Source organism: Pyxidicoccus sp. M15 (assembly GCF_056858435.1).
In genome coordinates this window covers 12,948,668-12,963,982 of record NZ_CM166495.1, presented here as the reverse complement: position 1 = coordinate 12,963,982, position 15,315 = coordinate 12,948,668, and the positions used below count along the sequence as shown (strand labels likewise).

The window sequence follows — 15,315 nt, the reverse complement described above, 5'->3', positions numbered from 1 at the left end:
GCTTGGAGCCCTCCAGGATAGCACCTGCGCGCCGCCGCTCACCGCAGGCGCAGCAGGGTGGAGCCGGCCTCGACGCCACTGCCGAGCACCTCGGGGAAGCCGTCGTGCTCGACGTCCAGCAGGGCCACGTCGGTGGCCAGGATCCACAGGTGGGGCAGGGTCCCGAAGCACGCCGGGGGCTTGTAGCTGGTGAACCCTTCGAACGTCAGGACGCAGAGGGCCTCGTTTGACGAGGCGGCGGCGATGAGCTCCCGTGCTCCGTCTCCGTCCAGGTCCCCCGCGGTGAGCCCGTACACGTCCCCGTAGATGGGGAGGTAGGTGCCGTTCCAGAACGAGAACCCGCCCTGGTTCCACAGCGGAAGCACGCCGCCCTGGGGGCCCTGACAGCCGACGATGATGTCCTTGTCCCCGTCCTGGTCGAGGTCGTCGAGGAGCGGGTAGGCCGACCCCTGGCAGCTGAAGTTGGGCACGTGCGGGGCGTACTCCGCGACCTTGACCATCGTGCCGTTCGCCCGCCCTTCGTAGAGGGACAGGTCGTAGGCGCTGCGGACCGTCAGCAGGTCCGCCCTGCCATCGGCGTTCAGGTCCCCCAGGGTCAGCCCGGTGATGTTGGAATGGGTGACAATCTGGGCGCCGGGCTCGAAGGTGCCATCTCCCTGGCCACGCAACAGCCTCACGTCGTAAGCGCTCTGGAGGTAGTGGAGCCACACCAGGTCCTGCTTCCCATCCCCATCCACGTCTCCGGCGGCCATGCCGACGGGACTGCCTCCGGTGGGAATCTCCTCGGCGCTGGAGAACGTGCCCGTGCCCGAGCCCCGCAGCAGGAAGAGCTTCCGGACCCCGATGCCCCCGGAGAGCTCGGTGTAGGTCATCGCGACCAGGTCCACCGTGGCGTCCGCGTCGAAGCGGCCAGCCAGCAGCCGCCAGGTGCCCTCGGGGGTGGGCGAGGCGCCTCCCGCCACGAGTCCTTCTCCCGCCCGGGTGAGGTGCACCTGGAGCGCGTTGCCCACCAGTGAGACTGCGTCGTTCCAACCGTCCCCGTCGAAGTCCGCGGTGACGGCGGAGGCGCCGATGACCGGCCGCGAGGGAACCTCCAGGTCGCGCAGCACGCGCACGTCATCCCGCTTGGAGAGCACGGCCAGGTCATTCCTGCCGTTGGCGTCGAAGTCCGCCACCGCGATGCGCGTGGGATACCGCTGCGCCGCGAGGTCCTGGCGCTCGAAGGTGCCATCGCCCTTTCCGCGGAGCACGGTGACGACGTCATGGAAACCACTCACGTAGGCCACGTCCAGGTGTCCGTCCGCATCCACGTCGCTGGCGACGAGCGAGGCGGCGTCTTCCAGCGTGCTCAGGTTGTCACGCTCGAGCAGCGGTACGGGCTCGAGGAAATGGCCAGCACCGTCTCCCGGCAGCAGCTGGAGGACCGTCTTCTTCGATTCCCAGCCCGAGTTCGAGCCCCGCACGAGCGCGACGAGGTCCAGATGGCCGTCGCCGTTGAAGTCCCCGGACGCGGCGGACGGGACGCGGCCTCCCAGCACGCCGACGTACTCCGGGGTGAAGGCGAGCTGGCCCCGGCCCCTCAGGGCGTGGAAGGTGTCACCCACCACCAGCACGTCCTGGACGCCGTTCTCGTCGAAGTCTCCCACGACGACGGAGCCCTGGGGAATGACGGGCGCCGTGAAGGCCACGGCGAGGCGGCCTCCCCCCGTGTGGCGCAACACGAACAGGGTGTTGGTGTCGGACACGACGACTTCCGGCGTGCCATCGCCGTCCAGGTCTCGCACCACGGGGGCGGTGGGCTTGAAGTTGCCCGTGACCCCCAGCGAGAGGGAGACCGGCGCCATGAAGAACCCGGACCCATCCGCGCCGAGCGCCACCCTCACGCTCGTTGAGTAGTGGATGTCGCCGTCGACGACAATCAGGTCCAGCCGCCCGTCTCCGTTCAGGTCCGCGGCGGCCAGCGTGTCACCGGTCAGCGGGGAGAGGTTGGGGATGGGGCGCCCGAGGCGTCCGTTGCCCTGTCCCGCCAGGAAGCTGATGCCGGCGTCGCCGTCGTGGAGGACGACCAGGTCCGGCTTGCCGTCACGGTCGAAGTCGCCGAGCGCCAGGTCCTTCGCGCCATAGCCGGGGCTCACGGGCGCCTGCTTCGTGGGGCTGGAGTCCAGGTCCAGCTCGCAGCGCCGGCTCGCGGCCTCCAGTGACACGGGCAGCGTCTGGCTCACGGACGGGGTGCCGGGCACGGCGGCGGTGACTCGCACCCGGGCGGTCGCCGCGGCACCGGGGATGTCGCGTGAGCGGTTCCAGTGGAAGGTATGCGCGCGGCCCTGGGCCGTGGTCTCCAGCGCCACCAGGCCCGACATCCGCTCCAGCGTGTCGCCGCCCGCCTGGATGGCGCGGGTGAACGTCCCGTCTCCGTCGGCGTCCACCTCCACGAGCACGTCGGCCCGCTCGCCATCGACCTGGCGCAGCTCGTAGGACACGGAGCGGCAGCCGCTCGCTTCCGGGGAGACTCCCAGCTTCGCCAGCGCCACGGGCGCGGGCAACGGGCGCGCCCGCATGGACGCCCCGACGGAGCCGCTCCCCACCGCGTTGTTCGCGGTGATGGTGATGGACTGCTCCTGCGTGCTGGGCATGTTCTCCAGCAGGACCTCGCGCGCGTCGGGGCCCACCTCCACGTGCGCGAGCGAAGGCAGGGCCGTCACCGTGAAGCCGGTGAGGGGGGAGCGCCCGTCGGACTCCGGCGGCGCCCAGGTCAGCGTGATGGAGCGCACCCCCGGCTTTGTCTCCACGCGCAGGGGCTCACCGGGAATCGTGGGCGTGAACACCAGCTCGGAGTCCGTGGTGCCCCCCGGGCCGACCTCGTTCACCGCGGCCACGATGACGCGGTAGGCGGAGTCGTCCTCCAGGCCCGTGAAGGACGCGGTGGTGGTGGCGCTGTCGAGCTGCTGGCTGGCGCCGCCGGGGATGAGCGTCGCCACGTAGCCGGTGACGGGCAGTCCGCCCGTTTCCGTGGGCGCCTGCCAGGAGAAGGACACCCTGCGCACGCCCGGCACGGCGTGCACGGACGCGGGCTCGCGGGGCCTGCGGGCCGGCACCACGGGCGCGGAGGGCTCGGACGCGGGTCCCGCGCCCACGTCATTGACGGCGAGCACGGTGAAGGTGGTGGCCTCGCCGTTGGGCAGGCCGTCCACCACGGCCGTCAGCTCCGAGCCGCTCGTCTCGACGCTCGAGCCCCGGGGGTGCGCCGTCACCACGTAGCGCAGGATGCCCAGTCCGCCGTCGGAGGGAGGGCGCGCCCAGGTGACGCGGGCCTGTCCATCGCCGCGCTCCACGACGAGGCCCACGGGCGCCTCCGGCACATCCGACAGCCGCCGGGCCTGCGAAGTCGTGGCCGGGCCCACGCCCTCCGCGTTGCGCGCGGCCACGGTGAAGCGGTACGTCGCGCCCGCGCGAAGTCCCGTCACCCGCGCGGTGCGTCCCTCCACCGTCACCGCCATTCCTTCTTCAGCCGGGTCGGCCCGCACGTCGTAGCCGGTGATGGGGCTGCCGCCGTTCGTCTCGGGCTCGAACCAGGCGAGCTCCGCCGCGCGGACCTTCGGGACGACGGCGAGCTGGCGCGGAGCGGAGGGCGCGGTCCGCGAGGGCGGCGGCCGCAGCCGCTCGCACTGGGTGGCGTCCGCGACGCAGAGCTGGGCATCGGCGCAGCACGTCCAGCCCTCGGCGCAGGGGCAGGGCCGCTCTTCCTCCTTCACGAGGTCGATGCAGCCGGTGGTCAGGAAGGCACCGAGCAGCAGCAGCAGGGGTAGGGCGCGCGAAGAGCGCTTCGTGGGTGTCTTCAAGTTCAGCCTCCGCCGCTTCAACGTCGCGGCAGGGTGCGCCGGACGAATCAGAACTCGCCCGCCAGGCCAAGGGTGGCGCCCGAGGGGCTCAGGTCGGCCATGGGCAGCGTCTCCGCCTCCGGCCACAGCAGCAGCAGCGTTCCGCCGAGCACCGCCGTCGCGCCCAGTCCGTAGAGGAGTCCGCTCCGGGAGTTGAGGCTCCGGATGCGGCTGTTGCGCGTGGCCGCTTCGGCCTGGGACACGTCCGGGGTGATGCCGTCCCGGAGGTCTCGCGCCTTCAGCGTGGACCACAGGCCCACGCCGGAGGACGCCACGCCGAGCGCCACGCCGCTCCAGCCCAGCCGCGTGCGCGTGAGCCACGGGCCCGACGCCGACGGAGGGGGCGAGATGACAGAGGGGAACTGGAAGCCGGTGACGGACGCGTGGCTGAAGGGGAGGGTGAAGATGTGCTGGAAGGCCGCGTGCGCGGAGCCGCGCGAGGCCACCCGCACGGGCTCGGCGGAGAGCGACTCCAGGCTCACCACGTCGGGCGCGGAGGGCAGGGGGTACTCCGTCTCGTCGCCCACGCGCCACAGGAAGACGGGGCCGCGAGGCGGAGGCCGCAGCAGTCGCAGGGACTGGCCGGGCGCGTTGTGGAACTCGGCCAGGCGCACGCCGTTGGCGTCCTCGAGGACGTAGTGCGCGCCCTTCGAGCCCTCGACTTCCAGACGGCGTTGGAGGCCGGGGCGCAGGTCCACGAGCTGCTCGGAGTCCCTGGGCGGGCGCGCGTGGACCTGGGGGCGGAAGCGGTCATTGGGGATGGCGGCGTTGGCGCGCTCCACGAAGGCGGCGATTTCGCGGTAGCTCACCTGGCCGTCGCCGTCCGCGTCCGCCGCGCCGAACAGGCCCGAGCGCACCTCGTGGTTGAAGACGCCGGCCTGGAAGGCCTCCCACTCGTGGCTCTCGCGCGCGGAGGAGGTGGACAAGAGCAGGCCCACGTTGTCCGCCTGCGCGAGGCCCACCGCACGGGTGAAGCCCTCCGGCAGCGGCCGCCGCTGCCCACCGGGGCCCCGGCTGTACGCGAGGAAGTACGAGTAGCACGCGTCGACGATGAGGTGGACGCGGTCCGCGCCGAGCGCGCCCACCACCTGGTCGGACAGCATGGGCGCGGTGAGGGGGCCGTCCTCGAGGCTCACGTAGCCCTCGCCGTTGCGCACGTTGCCGTGGCCCGCGTAGACGACGTAGGCGACGGTTTGCACGCCGCGGCTGCGAGCCAGGGTGATGTCCTCGGAGAGCCGCTTCACGGCGGTGGTCAGCTCGGCGCGCTTCGGGTCCAGCGCCTCGGCGGCGGCCTGCGGGTGCAGCCGGCGCGTGTTGTCGTCCAGGCGCGCGAGCAGGTACGTGCGCGCGCCGAGCAGGCGGAACAGGTCCAGGTAGCGCGCGGCATCGTCATCCGCGTAGCGCAGCACGGGCTGGTCCGGCTCGCTGCCACGGTTGACGCCGATGATGAGCGCGAAGGAGGCGGTGCGGGGTGTGGCGGGGCCGGCTTCGGGAGTCGGAGCGCCCGCGAGGCCCGAGGCGAGCAGGGCGAGGAGCGGGAGGGCGGAGCTCATGGGAGGACCTGAAGCTGCAGCGACGTGACGTCCGCGCCCGGTGGGAGCACGGACTGGAGGGAGTCGTCCTTCGCAAGCAGCGCCTCCATGTCGCGCACGGTCAGGGGCGTGTCCAGGAACACCGCGTGGAGTGAGAGTGGCCCGGATGCTAGCGGGTGGGAGATGGCCTCGGGCAGCTCGCGAGCTGCCTCACCGGGAGGGATGGAGAGGGCCGAGGGGTTGCCCGCCGGGTCGGTCCAGCTCGGGTGGTACCAGTAGACGCGGCCGGCGGAGTCGCGCGCGAAGACCATGAGGAAGCGGTGGGCGTCCGGGTTGCGGAAGGCGAAGGCCAGCTCCTGGTCCGGCCGCAGCGTGGAGCCGAGCAGGGTGGTGTGCCCGCCGGGCTCCACCGCGTAGACGCGCAGCCGCGCCTCCGCCACGGCGTTCCCGGCGCCGCGGGGGGTGAACCCGTCATCGCCTGTGTTGGTGCCGCTCCAGGGGATGCGGACCATGAGGAGCGCCAGGCACGCCACGGCCAGAGGGACGAGCGCGAGGCGCCAGGGCGAGGCGGGCTCGCGGGCGTCGAGGCCCAGGCCCCGGGCCAGCCGGGTGCGGGCGTCGGGGGCGCGCGGGTCCAGGCGGGCGAGGAGGAGGTGACGCTCGTAGCGCTCGCGGCAGGAGGTGCAGCCGGGGAGGTGGGTGCGCAGGCGTTGCTCGTCGCCCGGATGGATGCGGCCGGAGAAGTGGCGGTCGACGAGGGGGGATTCGGCGCAGGCGGGAGTCATCGACCCTCCGGGGGGAGGAGGAACTTCTTGAGGAGCTGGCGGACGCGCAGCTCCTGGTAGGCGAGGGTGGTGCGGTGCATGCCGAGGGCGGTGGCGGCCTCGCGCTGGCTGAGCTGACGGAGGAAGCGGGCCTCGAAGACGGGGACCCACTTGGGCGGGAGGCGCTCGTGGCGGAAGCGCTCCAGCAAGTCGCTGGCGTCGATCAAGGGCTCCGGGGGCGCGGGGGTGTCGTCCCACCGGGGCTCCTCTGCGAGCCGGTCCAGGGCGCTCTGCTCGCGCTGGCGCTTGCGCACGGTGTCCACGGCGAGGTTGCGCGCGAGGGTGTGCAGCCAGGCGGAGAGAGAGCCTCCCCGGAAGGAGCGGCGCGCGGCTTCATCGGAGACGAGGCGCAGGAAGACGTCGTGGACGACGGTCTCCGCGTCCGCGCCGGAGAGGACGCGAGTGGCGGCGCGGTACACGGTGTCGAAGTGTTCGCGGTAGCAGGCATTGAGCACGTGCGCCTCCCCCGCATGGAAGCGGGCGAGCCACGAGTCCTCCCCGGCCGAGGCGTCGTCACTGCTCATGCACACATGCCCTGGGAGGCCACCGGGTCCACGCATGAATCATCCACCGCATCTGCCCCTCAACGTGTGGGGTGGGGGAAGTGGACGAATCTTTTTTCGCGGGGTTTCTACGTAGAGCGTGGCGGGTGCCGCCCCGAGCGCAGGAAGGCGAGGATGGCGGCCTTGTCGCCGGTGGCCAGCGTGTAGGGGATGCCCGGGGCGATGACGCCCGGACGCGCGGCGAGGGCGTCCACGGCCTGCTGTGCCTGGGTGAGCTGGATGCCGGCCCCGCCACCGCCAAGCACGAGCGGTGCACCCAACTTGAGGTCCAGGACGACGACCCAGCGCCGCGCCGGGCGAGGCTCGGACATGTCCACGACGATGAAGTCTCCCGCGAAGCGGCGTTGGTCACACCGGAAGACCCACATGTTCCGCTTGCGGCTGAGCAGCTCGCGGACGAAGGGCTTCTCGTCACTCTTCAGGGCATAGCGCTCGGAGAGGAGCGAGGCGGTGGCGAGGGAGTGGCCCTCCTCCTTCGCGAGGAGCAGCGCCCACGGGTTGGCGTGCCCGAGCAACGGCAGGGTGACGGGCAGGACGATGGGAGGCTCGCGAGGCATGCGTGGGGCGGGTTTCGCCGACGGCGATCCACGATTGTGCTGCGTGACTGTGTCCACGACAATTTGCTCATGGTCGGTTTGAGAACGGAGCCGTTTCCCTCAACGCAACCGTTCACCTCATGGCGCCAGCCTCGCTGGTCGGACGAGGGCGTGTCGGCTGCTCTTCTGCGGAGCTTCCCTATGCGCCGGTCCTTCCCCTGTCGGGTGCCGGATGCGATAAGCGGTGCCGGATGCCCCACCCGTCTGCCTCCTTCCTGCCAGGGGCTGTCGCAGCACCGCATCGACTCCGGGAGTGAGTCCGGCATGGCCCAACTCGAGAAGCTGACCATTGAAGGCTTCAAGTCGATCCGGTCGCTGAAGCACCTGGAGCTTCGGCGGCTCAATGTCCTCATTGGCGCGAACAGCGCGGGGAAGAGCAACTTCATCGCGTTCTTCCGGCTCTTGAATGAGTTGATTGAGGGGCGGCTTCAACTCCACGTCGCGCAGCGCGGGGGGCCGGATGCGCTACTCCACTATGGGCGCCGGACGACGCCCGAACTGAAGGCCGAGTTCGTCTTCGGTCAGAATGAGTATTTCCTCAGCCTTGTTCCCACCGTGGATAATCGGCTGATCTTTTCCGAGGAGTCGTACTGGCTTGCTGGGAGCCAACATCCCTATGACGGCCATGGAATGGGGCACGCGGAGAGCATCGTTTCGAACGCTGAAGGCCCTCTACCCGTGCACTCTGCTACGGTTGCTTCATCGATTCAGTCTTGGCGCGTTTACCACTTCCACGACACGAGCGACGCGGCGAACGTCAAGCGCGTGGGCGCCATCAACGACAACCTCTTCTTGAGGCCTGACGCGGGAAATCTAGCGGCCTTCCTCTATCGAATGCAGGTGCAGCACCGTGCCGATTACGAGCGCATCCGCGATGCGGTCCGGCTGGTGATGCCCACGTTCGATGACTTCCTGCTTCGCCCGTCGCCGCTCTCGCCGAACTCCATCGAACTGGAGTGGCGAGAGCAGGGCTCCGACTTTCCGTTCCTGGCGCATCAGCTCTCGGATGGCACGCTGCGCTTCATCTGCCTCGCAACGTTGCTGCTCCAGCCAGCGCTGCCCTCCACCATCCTCATCGACGAGCCAGAGCTGGGGCTGCACCCCTACGCCATCAACGTCCTGGCTTCCCTGCTTCGGAGCGCTTCGACCCGAACTCAGCTCATCCTCGCCACCCAGTCCGTCACGCTCATCGATCTGCTGGAGTTGGAGGATCTGATCGTCGTGGAGCGCCGTGACGGACAGTCGGTGTTCAAGCGGCTTGCCCCCACTGAGTTCGCGCAGTGGATGGAGGAGTACAGCCTGGGCGAGCTGTGGATGAAGAATGTCCTGGGTGGGAGGCCCTCCAGGTGAATCGGCTGAACATCATCGTCGAGGGACAGACCGAGGAAACCTTCGTGCGGGATCTGCTGGCGCCCCATCTGGGCCAGCATCAGGTCTTCGTGGTCGCTCGGTGCGTCGAAACGGGACGGCGCAAGCAACACATCCACCGTGGAGGACTGGTTCGCTACGCAAAGGCAAAGCAGGACATCCAGCGCTGGTTGGCGCAGGACAGACAGGCGCTGGTCTCCACCATGTTCGACTACTACGCCCTGCCCGAGGACTTTCCCCGGCCCGCGGCACAGCGTGGGAGTCTGGGCATCCAGGAGTGGATATCGAGGCTGGAAGCAGCCCTTGCCGCCGACATCGGTGACGCCCGTTTCGTGCCGTACCTCCAGATGCACGAGTTCGAGGGGCTCCTCTTCAGCGATGTGACCTCAACCGGTACCGTCCTTGGCGCGACTCCGCAGCAGCTTCAGCAGCTCCAGAAGATTCGTGATGCCTTCGAGACGCCCGAGCACATCAACGACTCACCGGAGACCGCTCCCTCGAAGCGGCTCATCCAGCTCTTCCCCAGGTACGACAAGACATTCTATGGCCCGGCGGCGTTGGCGCGAATCGGCCTGGATGCCGTCCGGCGAGCGTGCCCCCACTTCGCGAGCTGGCTGACGATGCTGGAGCGGCTGGGAGCTCGAGCCAACAGCGGCGGAGCGGCCGGGGCATAAGCGGCCCCAGCTCTCAACCGTTCACCCATGGCGCCAGCCGGCCCAGGTCGATGGGCGCAGCGAGGCAGGTGTCCGGAGTCCCGAACGCGTCCACCAGCGCCACCGCGTTCGGGCTGACCTCCGCGCACAGCTCCTCCACCGCCTCCTTGCGGATGGCCAGCGCCTTCGTGCCCTCCAGCAGCCCGTTCTCCAGAAACCAGCCCCTCGCCGATTCCAGGCACGACAGGCCGTAGATGTCACACAGCCGCCCCAGCACCGTCTTCGGCCCCGGTGCGCCGCTCCACCGATGCCGAATACAAGCGGCTGCTCGCGACGTGGCAGGAGCTGAGGAGCAGGGGCGAAGAGGGCCGTGCGGCACTCCTGCGGTTGATGGAGGGCGGTAGCCCGCCCGTGCAGGTCTGGGCCGCGTCGCATGTCCTGGAGTTCGCCCCCGCAGCCGCGGAAGCCATGCTGGAGCGGCTCGCCAGGGGCGCCCCCGGCATCGCGAGACTTGATGCCGAGATGACGCTCAAGGAGTGGCGGGCCGGCAACCTGACGTTTCCGGCAGGGTGAGATGCTCTCCCGGCCTACTCCGCCTTCCCACCCGTCCGCTGCCAGAACTCCCTCAGCAGAATCGTGGCGAAGCGCGAGTCATTCAGGATGTACCGGCGCCACAGCCGCTTCGGCTCATTGACCAGCCGGTACAGCCACTCGAACCCCGCCTTCGCAATCCACTGCGGCGCGCGCTTCGCCGTGCCGGCGATGAAGTCGAACCCCGCGCCCACGCCAATCGCCACGGTGGGCCCCAGCTTGTGCGCCACCTGCGAAATCCACACCTCCTGCTTCGGGCTGCCCAGCGCCACGAAGAGCAGGTGCGGGTCCTTCTCGCGAATCTTCGCCACAATCGGGTCGTTCTGCGCGTCGCCCGCGTCCAGCCTCACCATGGGCGAGTCCCAGCCCACCACCTCAATCCCGTACTTCTCGCGGACGATGTTCGCCACCTTCTCCGCCACGCCCGGGCCCGCGCCCATCAGGTACACGCGCCACTTGCGCTCCGCCCCCGCCTGCATCAGCGGCAGGATGAGGTCCGAGCCCGCAATCCGCTCCGGCAGCGACACGTCCATCGCCTTGGACGCCCAGACAATCGGCATCCCATCCACCACCGAAATCGTGGCGCGCGAGTACGCCTCGCGGAACTGCACGTTGTCCTCGGCCAGCACCACGTGGTCCACGTTGGCCGTGAAGACGTAGCCGCCCTGGTGCAAATCCACCAGGCGGCCAATCTCGCGGATGGCGTCCTCGAAGGTGAGCTGGTCGATGGCCAGCTGGCCAATGCGCAGCCGCGGCCGGCCGGTGGAGAACGAGGACGTCGGAGGGGAGGCGGCGTTCATGGCTTCTTCACCGTCAGGTCGAGCACCGTCATGGAATAGGGCGGCAGCCGCTGCGTCAGCGAGCCCTCCGCCTTCGCACCGGGAGTCTGCTCGGCGAAGCCCCCCGGCGCGCCCGAGTAACCCAGCACGCGCACGCTGTCGAGCGTACCGCAGCCCTTCAGCTCAATCTGGGCCTGCGCGGCCTCGTCCGGGTTGAAGTTGAGGACCACCGCCACCAGCTTCTTCCCCGCGTCGTCTCGCGAGACGAACAGGCTGGTGCCGTCCGCCGCCTTCGCCGGCACCCAGTGGTCCTGGAAGCGGCCGCCCTTGCCGTCGAAGTCGCGGAACGCGCGGAACGCCCAGAACACCGGCGAGCCGTCGGGCGGGTACTGCCAGAAGTACGCGGAGAGGATGTTCTCCTGCGCGAAGCGGCCCAGGGCCTCGGCCTGCGCCAGGCCGCCGCTCATGTGCTTGAAGGCGCCGAAGTTGTACTCGCCGATGGAGATGCCCCGGCCCGGGTAGTTCTGCGCAATCCACTCCTTCATCCGGGGGATGAGGCGCACGGGCTCGGCAATCCAGGACTCGTCCTTGTAGGTCGGGTCCCACAGCCCGCGCACGCTGCGGATGCGGCGCGCGTTGGTCTCCTTGTCCGTGTTGCCATCCAGCCCCACGCCCACGTTGCTCTGCGGGTAGAAGTGCAGGTCCACCACGTCGAGGATGCGCGTGCCCGTCTTCTTCTCGTGCTCGCGCAACTGCTGCAGGTACCAGGGCAGGAGCGGCACGTTGCCGTGCGCGAGCCGGTCCGAGTGGTTCATCTTCCCCGGCGCGAAGTCGGCCGCGGACCAGAGGTAGTTCGTCCAGCCCCACTCGGCCGGGCCGGCGATGACGGCCTCGGGGTCCGCCTTTCGCACCGCGGTGCCGTACGCAATCGTCCGCTTGAGCAGCTCGTCGTAGCCGAGCGGCTCCGGGAAGACGTCGCGGTGCGTGGAGTTCCAGAGCATCGGCTCGTTGTCCAGGATGTACATCTGGACGCCGCGCGCGCCACGGGCCTTGTCCTTCGCTCGGATGGCCGTCACCCACTCGCCGATGAACTCGGGCGGGGCCTCCACGCTGGTGAGCGTGGGCTCGCCGGGCTTCAGCGGGGTGCCCTCGCGGCTGTTGCCATTCCCGTTGCCGTTGTCATCCCGTTGCTGCGGGCCGAAGCGGGACACGGGGAAGCCGGCGGACTTCGTGTCCTTGGCCACCCAGCCCAGCATGGGCACGGTGAGGGCGGACTGGATTCCGCGCTTGCGGTTGGTCTCCAGGAAGTCGTCGTAGGAGACGCCGATGTCGACGTTCTCGTAGAACCAGTCGTTGGCGGTGTTCCACGCGCCGCCCAGCTTCCAGTTGTAGCGGGACGTGGGGTTGCCGCCCCAGCGGCGGGCGCTGGCGCCCATGCGGAACTGGTGCGTGTCCGTCTTCTCGTGCAGGCCGTCGAAGGCGATGCCGTAGATGAGCGGGCTGATGCGGTGGCTCGGCGCGGTGCAGTCGATGGACATGCGCGCCTCGCGGCCGCTGCCCTTGCCCGTCTTGCCGCCTCCCGCGGCGAGCGCGGCGGCCAGCTCCGGCGGCAGCGGGACGAGCGCCACCTTGTCGAAGAGCACCCAGTCGCGGCCCACGTCCTTGGACGCGCGCAGCACCACGCGGTCGAACGTCTCGCCGCGCGGGTTGAGCAGGTCCATGGGGATGACGACCTCCGTCCACTCGCCGTCCTTCTTGACCTTGAGCTCCGGAGTCACCGGGACGCGCGGGAAGACGACGGCGCCGGGGGCGTCGAGGCGCGCCTCCAGGAACTCGCCGTAGGACTCCGGGGCGCTGAAGCGGAACGAGAGCGCGCCAAAGCCGCCCTCCAGCTTCGGCCGGTAGAGAATCCACCCGCCGTAGTTGAACAGGCGCATGCGCGCCGGAGCGCCCTTCGGCAGCTCGCGGGGCGACCAGCCGATGTCACTCCACCCGGTGGCCAGGCCGCCGTCGTAGACCATGACGGGCGCGGTGGAAGGGGCCGCCGGGGCAGGCGCGGGGGCCGTTGCTCCCGCCGGGGTCTCCGTCGCCGGTGCCCGGGCGTCCGCGCCCGAGCCCCCCGTACCCGCCGCGTCCGTGCCCATCGCCCGTGCCACCGCCACCGTCCCGCCCGCGAGCAGGGCGCACGACAGCACGGCCGCGCCAGCCTTCATCCGCGCACGCTTCACACCGACCTCCATGAGCTTCTGTCCCCCGGATGCACGCAGCGGCGCCTTCAGAGCGCGACGTCGTCCGGGTCCTTGCGCGGGAAGATGCGGGCAGGGATGCCCACGGCCACGCTGTCGGGAGGAACGTCCTGGAGCACCACCGCATTCGCGCCAATCCGCGAGCGCGCGCCGATGCGCACCGGCCCGAGGATGCGCGCCCCGGCGCCAATCCACACGTCATCCTCGATGACGGGGTAGCCGTTGTCCTTGGCGGTGCCCACGGTGTTGTTGCCGTAGAAGCGCACCCGGTCGCCAATCCTCGCGTCGCCGCCGATGACGACGCCCAGGCTGTGCACGAAGTACACGCCGCTGCCGAGCGTGACGTCCTTGCCGATTTCAATCCCCATCACCGCCGTCTGCGTCACGCGCAGCACGTGGTTGACCAGGGGAATCCGGTACGCGAGCGCCGCCTCGCGGGCGCGGTTGAGCGCCGTAATCCGGTACGAGTCGCTGGTCAGCACCACCTTGGCGATGGACTTCGCGTCCGTGGTGCCGTTGGCGGCCTTCGCCAACTCCAGCGCGTCCGTGACGAGCGAGCCAATCATCGAAGTCTTGAGCCTCATGGTGCCCACTCAGTCCTCTCGCCCCTGCAGGTAGCGGGCGACCTCGCGGGCGACGCCCGTCCAGCCGCCGGCCTCGTTGCGGGCGCCGCGCAGGTACTCCATGCCGTACACCACCGAGGTGCCGGCGAAGGCGGCCTTCTCCAGCCCCAGCTTGTCCGCCGTCTTCGCCACGTTCATCACCGTGTTCGTCAGCACGCGCGTGGCCTCGGGGGCGACGACGGTGGCGGCGAGCAGCGGGCGGGCCAGCGGGTTGGTCTCGAAGAGCAGGCGCCACGGGTTGAGGCCGCGCACGTCCGGGTGCTTGCGCGCCACCTGCGTGTCGAACATGCCGTAGCGGTTGGCGCGCTTGAGCCAGCGCTCGAAGGACACGTGGTCGCTGCCGTGCAGCACGTACGCGTCGCGGGCGAAGACGAAGGTGCAGCCGGCCTTCTCCAGGCGCACGCCCAGCTCCACGTCCTCGGACTGGCCCAGGGACTTGTCGAAGCCGCCCACGCCCACGTAGTCCGCGCGGTGGAAGGACACGTTGCCGGTGTACAGGTTGGTGCCGCGGGCGCGCGCGCCGGGGGCGGACAATTCGTCGGCCATGCGGCCGTTGAGGTACGCGTACCAGCGCTCGAACAGCGGCATGTCGCCAATGGACGGGTCCGGGCGGATGCGGCCGAGCACCACGTGGCGCGAGCCGGGCGGGTGGTGCGCCAGGTGCTTCTCGAGGAAGTCCGGGGCCACCTGCATGTCGTCATCGGTGACGAGGACGACCTCACCGCGCGAGGCGATGACGCCCCGGTGGCGCGCGGCGGCGGCGCCGGCGTTCTGCTGCACCTCCACGCGCAGGCTGTACGGGAGCTTCTGCTCGAGCAGCGGCTCGCGCACGGGCTCCTTCGAGCCGTCGTCCACGACCACGACTTCGAACTGCTCGGGCGCAAGCGTCTGGCCGGCGAGCTGCCACAACAGGCGGGTGATGAGCGGCAGCCGGTTGTAGGTGGCGATGACGACGCTGAGGCGGGGCGTGGACGCGGTGCTCATGGCTTCTTCTTCTTGTCCTGCGCGGTCTTGGCCTTCTTCTTCTTGGACCGGGGGAAGATGACGCTGCCCACGAAGCGCTCGGCGCCCACGTACTCCATCGTCTTCCGGGCGGCGCTGAACTCCGTGTCCCCGAGCCCGACGCAGAGCAGGACGCCGTCGGCGGCGAGCGCCAGGGGCAGGCTGGCGGGGTGGGTGAGGAGCGAGTCGAGGACGACGACGACGCGCTCACCCTGGGCGACGCGCTCGCGCAACTGCAAGACGAGGCGCGGGGCGTCGGCGGGGGAGATGCCGGTGGCGTCCTGGAGGTGGATTTTCTGCGAGTACGCGTAGGGAGCGCCGGCCTCGAGGATGGCGGTGGCGGCCTCGAGCGCGGGCCCGCCGGGTTGGGCGGGGACGACGGTCAGGTAGGACCAGGCGCGGCGCTCGAGCGCGAACCACAGCCGCTGCAGCTCCGGAGAGGGCACGGAGCTGTCGGGCGGAGCGGCATCCGCGGGACTGGAGGGTGCGCTGGAGTCGGCGGCCATGGAGAGGCGCCCGGTATAGCGCAACGCGTGGCGGCGGCCCAACGACCTGCCCGGGCGGGCAGGGGGGCGGGTGCCGGTTGCCCTGCTTCCAGGGATTTCGAGGGGTTCTCGTGGGGGAAGGGGCCGGCCGGGCGCCGCGAGGGCGCCCGGCACC

Annotated in this window: 14 protein-coding genes; 3 read left to right on the top strand and 11 right to left on the bottom strand. The window is 70.3% G+C overall.

Going from position 1 to position 15,315, the window contains the following annotated elements; genetic code table 11:
• Window positions 1-38: 38 nt before the first annotated feature.
• The 5 genes from ACX9TP_RS48565 to ACX9TP_RS48545 form a co-directional block, all read right to left on the bottom strand.
• Window positions 39-3,839, bottom strand: coding sequence for an FG-GAP-like repeat-containing protein (locus ACX9TP_RS48565; RefSeq protein WP_482977561.1), 3,801 nt, complete (start codon window positions 3,837-3,839; stop codon window positions 39-41).
• A gap of 47 nt (window positions 3,840-3,886) precedes the next feature.
• Window positions 3,887-5,431: a caspase family protein gene (locus ACX9TP_RS48560; protein ID WP_482977560.1), complete on the bottom strand. Its 1,545-nt coding sequence runs from the start codon at window positions 5,429-5,431 to the stop codon at window positions 3,887-3,889.
• On the bottom strand, window positions 5,428-6,195 hold the full coding sequence (locus ACX9TP_RS48555; RefSeq protein WP_482977559.1) for an anti-sigma factor: 768 nt from the start codon (window positions 6,193-6,195) through the stop codon (window positions 5,428-5,430). Before ACX9TP_RS48555 ends, ACX9TP_RS48560 begins: the two co-directional genes overlap by 4 nt.
• Complete coding sequence (locus ACX9TP_RS48550; RefSeq protein WP_482977558.1) at window positions 6,192-6,758, bottom strand: RNA polymerase sigma factor; 567 nt, start codon at window positions 6,756-6,758, stop codon at window positions 6,192-6,194. The genes ACX9TP_RS48555 and ACX9TP_RS48550 overlap by 4 nt, the downstream gene beginning before the upstream one ends.
• Before the next feature lie 107 nt (window positions 6,759-6,865).
• On the bottom strand, window positions 6,866-7,354 hold the full coding sequence (locus tag ACX9TP_RS48545) for a hypothetical protein (RefSeq protein ID WP_482977557.1): 489 nt from the start codon (window positions 7,352-7,354) through the stop codon (window positions 6,866-6,868).
• Window positions 7,355-7,657: 303 nt separating this feature from the next.
• On the opposite strand from ACX9TP_RS48545, the gene ACX9TP_RS48540 reads away from it, so the two are divergent.
• Window positions 7,658-8,743, top strand: coding sequence for an AAA family ATPase (locus ACX9TP_RS48540; RefSeq protein WP_482977556.1), 1,086 nt, complete (start codon window positions 7,658-7,660; stop codon window positions 8,741-8,743).
• Window positions 8,740-9,435 (top strand): DUF4276 family protein, encoded by a 696-nt coding sequence (locus ACX9TP_RS48535; protein ID WP_482977555.1) that lies wholly within the window; start codon window positions 8,740-8,742, stop codon window positions 9,433-9,435. Before ACX9TP_RS48540 ends, ACX9TP_RS48535 begins: the two co-directional genes overlap by 4 nt.
• A gap of 13 nt (window positions 9,436-9,448) precedes the next feature.
• Here the strand turns inward: ACX9TP_RS48535 and ACX9TP_RS48530 are convergent, their stop codons facing one another.
• Window positions 9,449-9,691, bottom strand: coding sequence for an acyl-CoA dehydrogenase (locus tag ACX9TP_RS48530; protein ID WP_482977554.1), 243 nt, complete (start codon window positions 9,689-9,691; stop codon window positions 9,449-9,451).
• 14 nt (window positions 9,692-9,705) lie between these two features.
• Here ACX9TP_RS48530 and ACX9TP_RS48525 point away from each other — a divergent pair, with 14 nt between their 5' ends.
• A complete protein-coding gene (locus tag ACX9TP_RS48525; RefSeq protein ID WP_482977553.1) occupies window positions 9,706-9,987 on the top strand; it encodes a DUF2019 domain-containing protein in 282 nt (93 codons plus the stop codon).
• A 14-nt stretch (window positions 9,988-10,001) separates the two neighbouring features.
• Here the strand turns inward: ACX9TP_RS48525 and epsA are convergent, their stop codons facing one another.
• Genes epsA through ACX9TP_RS48500 form a run of 5 tightly spaced genes read right to left on the bottom strand, consistent with a single transcriptional unit; the run spans window position 10,002 to window position 15,161 of the window.
• Complete coding sequence (gene epsA / locus ACX9TP_RS48520; RefSeq protein WP_482977552.1) at window positions 10,002-10,805, bottom strand: exopolysaccharide biosynthesis glycosyltransferase EpsA; 804 nt, start codon at window positions 10,803-10,805, stop codon at window positions 10,002-10,004.
• Window positions 10,802-13,024 (bottom strand): GH44 family glycoside hydrolase EpsB, encoded by a 2,223-nt coding sequence (epsB, locus tag ACX9TP_RS48515; protein WP_482977551.1) that lies wholly within the window; start codon window positions 13,022-13,024, stop codon window positions 10,802-10,804. The genes epsA and epsB overlap by 4 nt, the downstream gene beginning before the upstream one ends.
• A 35-nt stretch (window positions 13,025-13,059) precedes the next feature.
• Entirely contained in the window at window positions 13,060-13,614 is a 555-nt protein-coding gene (epsC, locus tag ACX9TP_RS48510; protein ID WP_482977550.1) for a serine O-acetyltransferase EpsC, read from the bottom strand.
• A gap of 9 nt (window positions 13,615-13,623) precedes the next feature.
• Entirely contained in the window at window positions 13,624-14,637 is a 1,014-nt protein-coding gene (epsD, locus tag ACX9TP_RS48505) for an exopolysaccharide biosynthesis glycosyltransferase EpsD (RefSeq protein ID WP_482977549.1), read from the bottom strand.
• Window positions 14,634-15,161, bottom strand: coding sequence for a hypothetical protein (locus ACX9TP_RS48500; RefSeq protein WP_482977548.1), 528 nt, complete (start codon window positions 15,159-15,161; stop codon window positions 14,634-14,636). Before ACX9TP_RS48500 ends, epsD begins: the two co-directional genes overlap by 4 nt.
• Between the last annotated feature and the right edge of the window lie 154 nt (window positions 15,162-15,315).

Excerpts from the sequence above, each read along its gene's own strand:
- ACX9TP_RS48545 (WP_482977557.1), bottom strand. The coding sequence starts at position 7,354 with ATGCCTCGCGAGCCTCCCATCGTCCTGCCCGTCACCCTGCCGTTGCTC.
- ACX9TP_RS48500 (WP_482977548.1), bottom strand. The coding sequence starts at position 15,161 with ATGGCCGCCGACTCCAGCGCACCCTCCAGTCCCGCGGATGCCGCTCCG.
- ACX9TP_RS48555 (WP_482977559.1), bottom strand. The coding sequence starts at position 6,195 with ATGACTCCCGCCTGCGCCGAATCCCCCCTCGTCGACCGCCACTTCTCC.
- epsB (WP_482977551.1), bottom strand. The coding sequence starts at position 13,024 with ATGGAGGTCGGTGTGAAGCGTGCGCGGATGAAGGCTGGCGCGGCCGTG.
- epsC (WP_482977550.1), bottom strand. The coding sequence starts at position 13,614 with ATGAGGCTCAAGACTTCGATGATTGGCTCGCTCGTCACGGACGCGCTG.
- ACX9TP_RS48540 (WP_482977556.1), top strand. The coding sequence starts at position 7,658 with ATGGCCCAACTCGAGAAGCTGACCATTGAAGGCTTCAAGTCGATCCGG.
- ACX9TP_RS48560 (WP_482977560.1), bottom strand. The coding sequence starts at position 5,431 with ATGAGCTCCGCCCTCCCGCTCCTCGCCCTGCTCGCCTCGGGCCTCGCG.
- ACX9TP_RS48550 (WP_482977558.1), bottom strand. The coding sequence starts at position 6,758 with ATGAGCAGTGACGACGCCTCGGCCGGGGAGGACTCGTGGCTCGCCCGC.
- epsA (WP_482977552.1), bottom strand. The coding sequence starts at position 10,805 with ATGAACGCCGCCTCCCCTCCGACGTCCTCGTTCTCCACCGGCCGGCCG.
- epsD (WP_482977549.1), bottom strand. The coding sequence starts at position 14,637 with ATGAGCACCGCGTCCACGCCCCGCCTCAGCGTCGTCATCGCCACCTAC.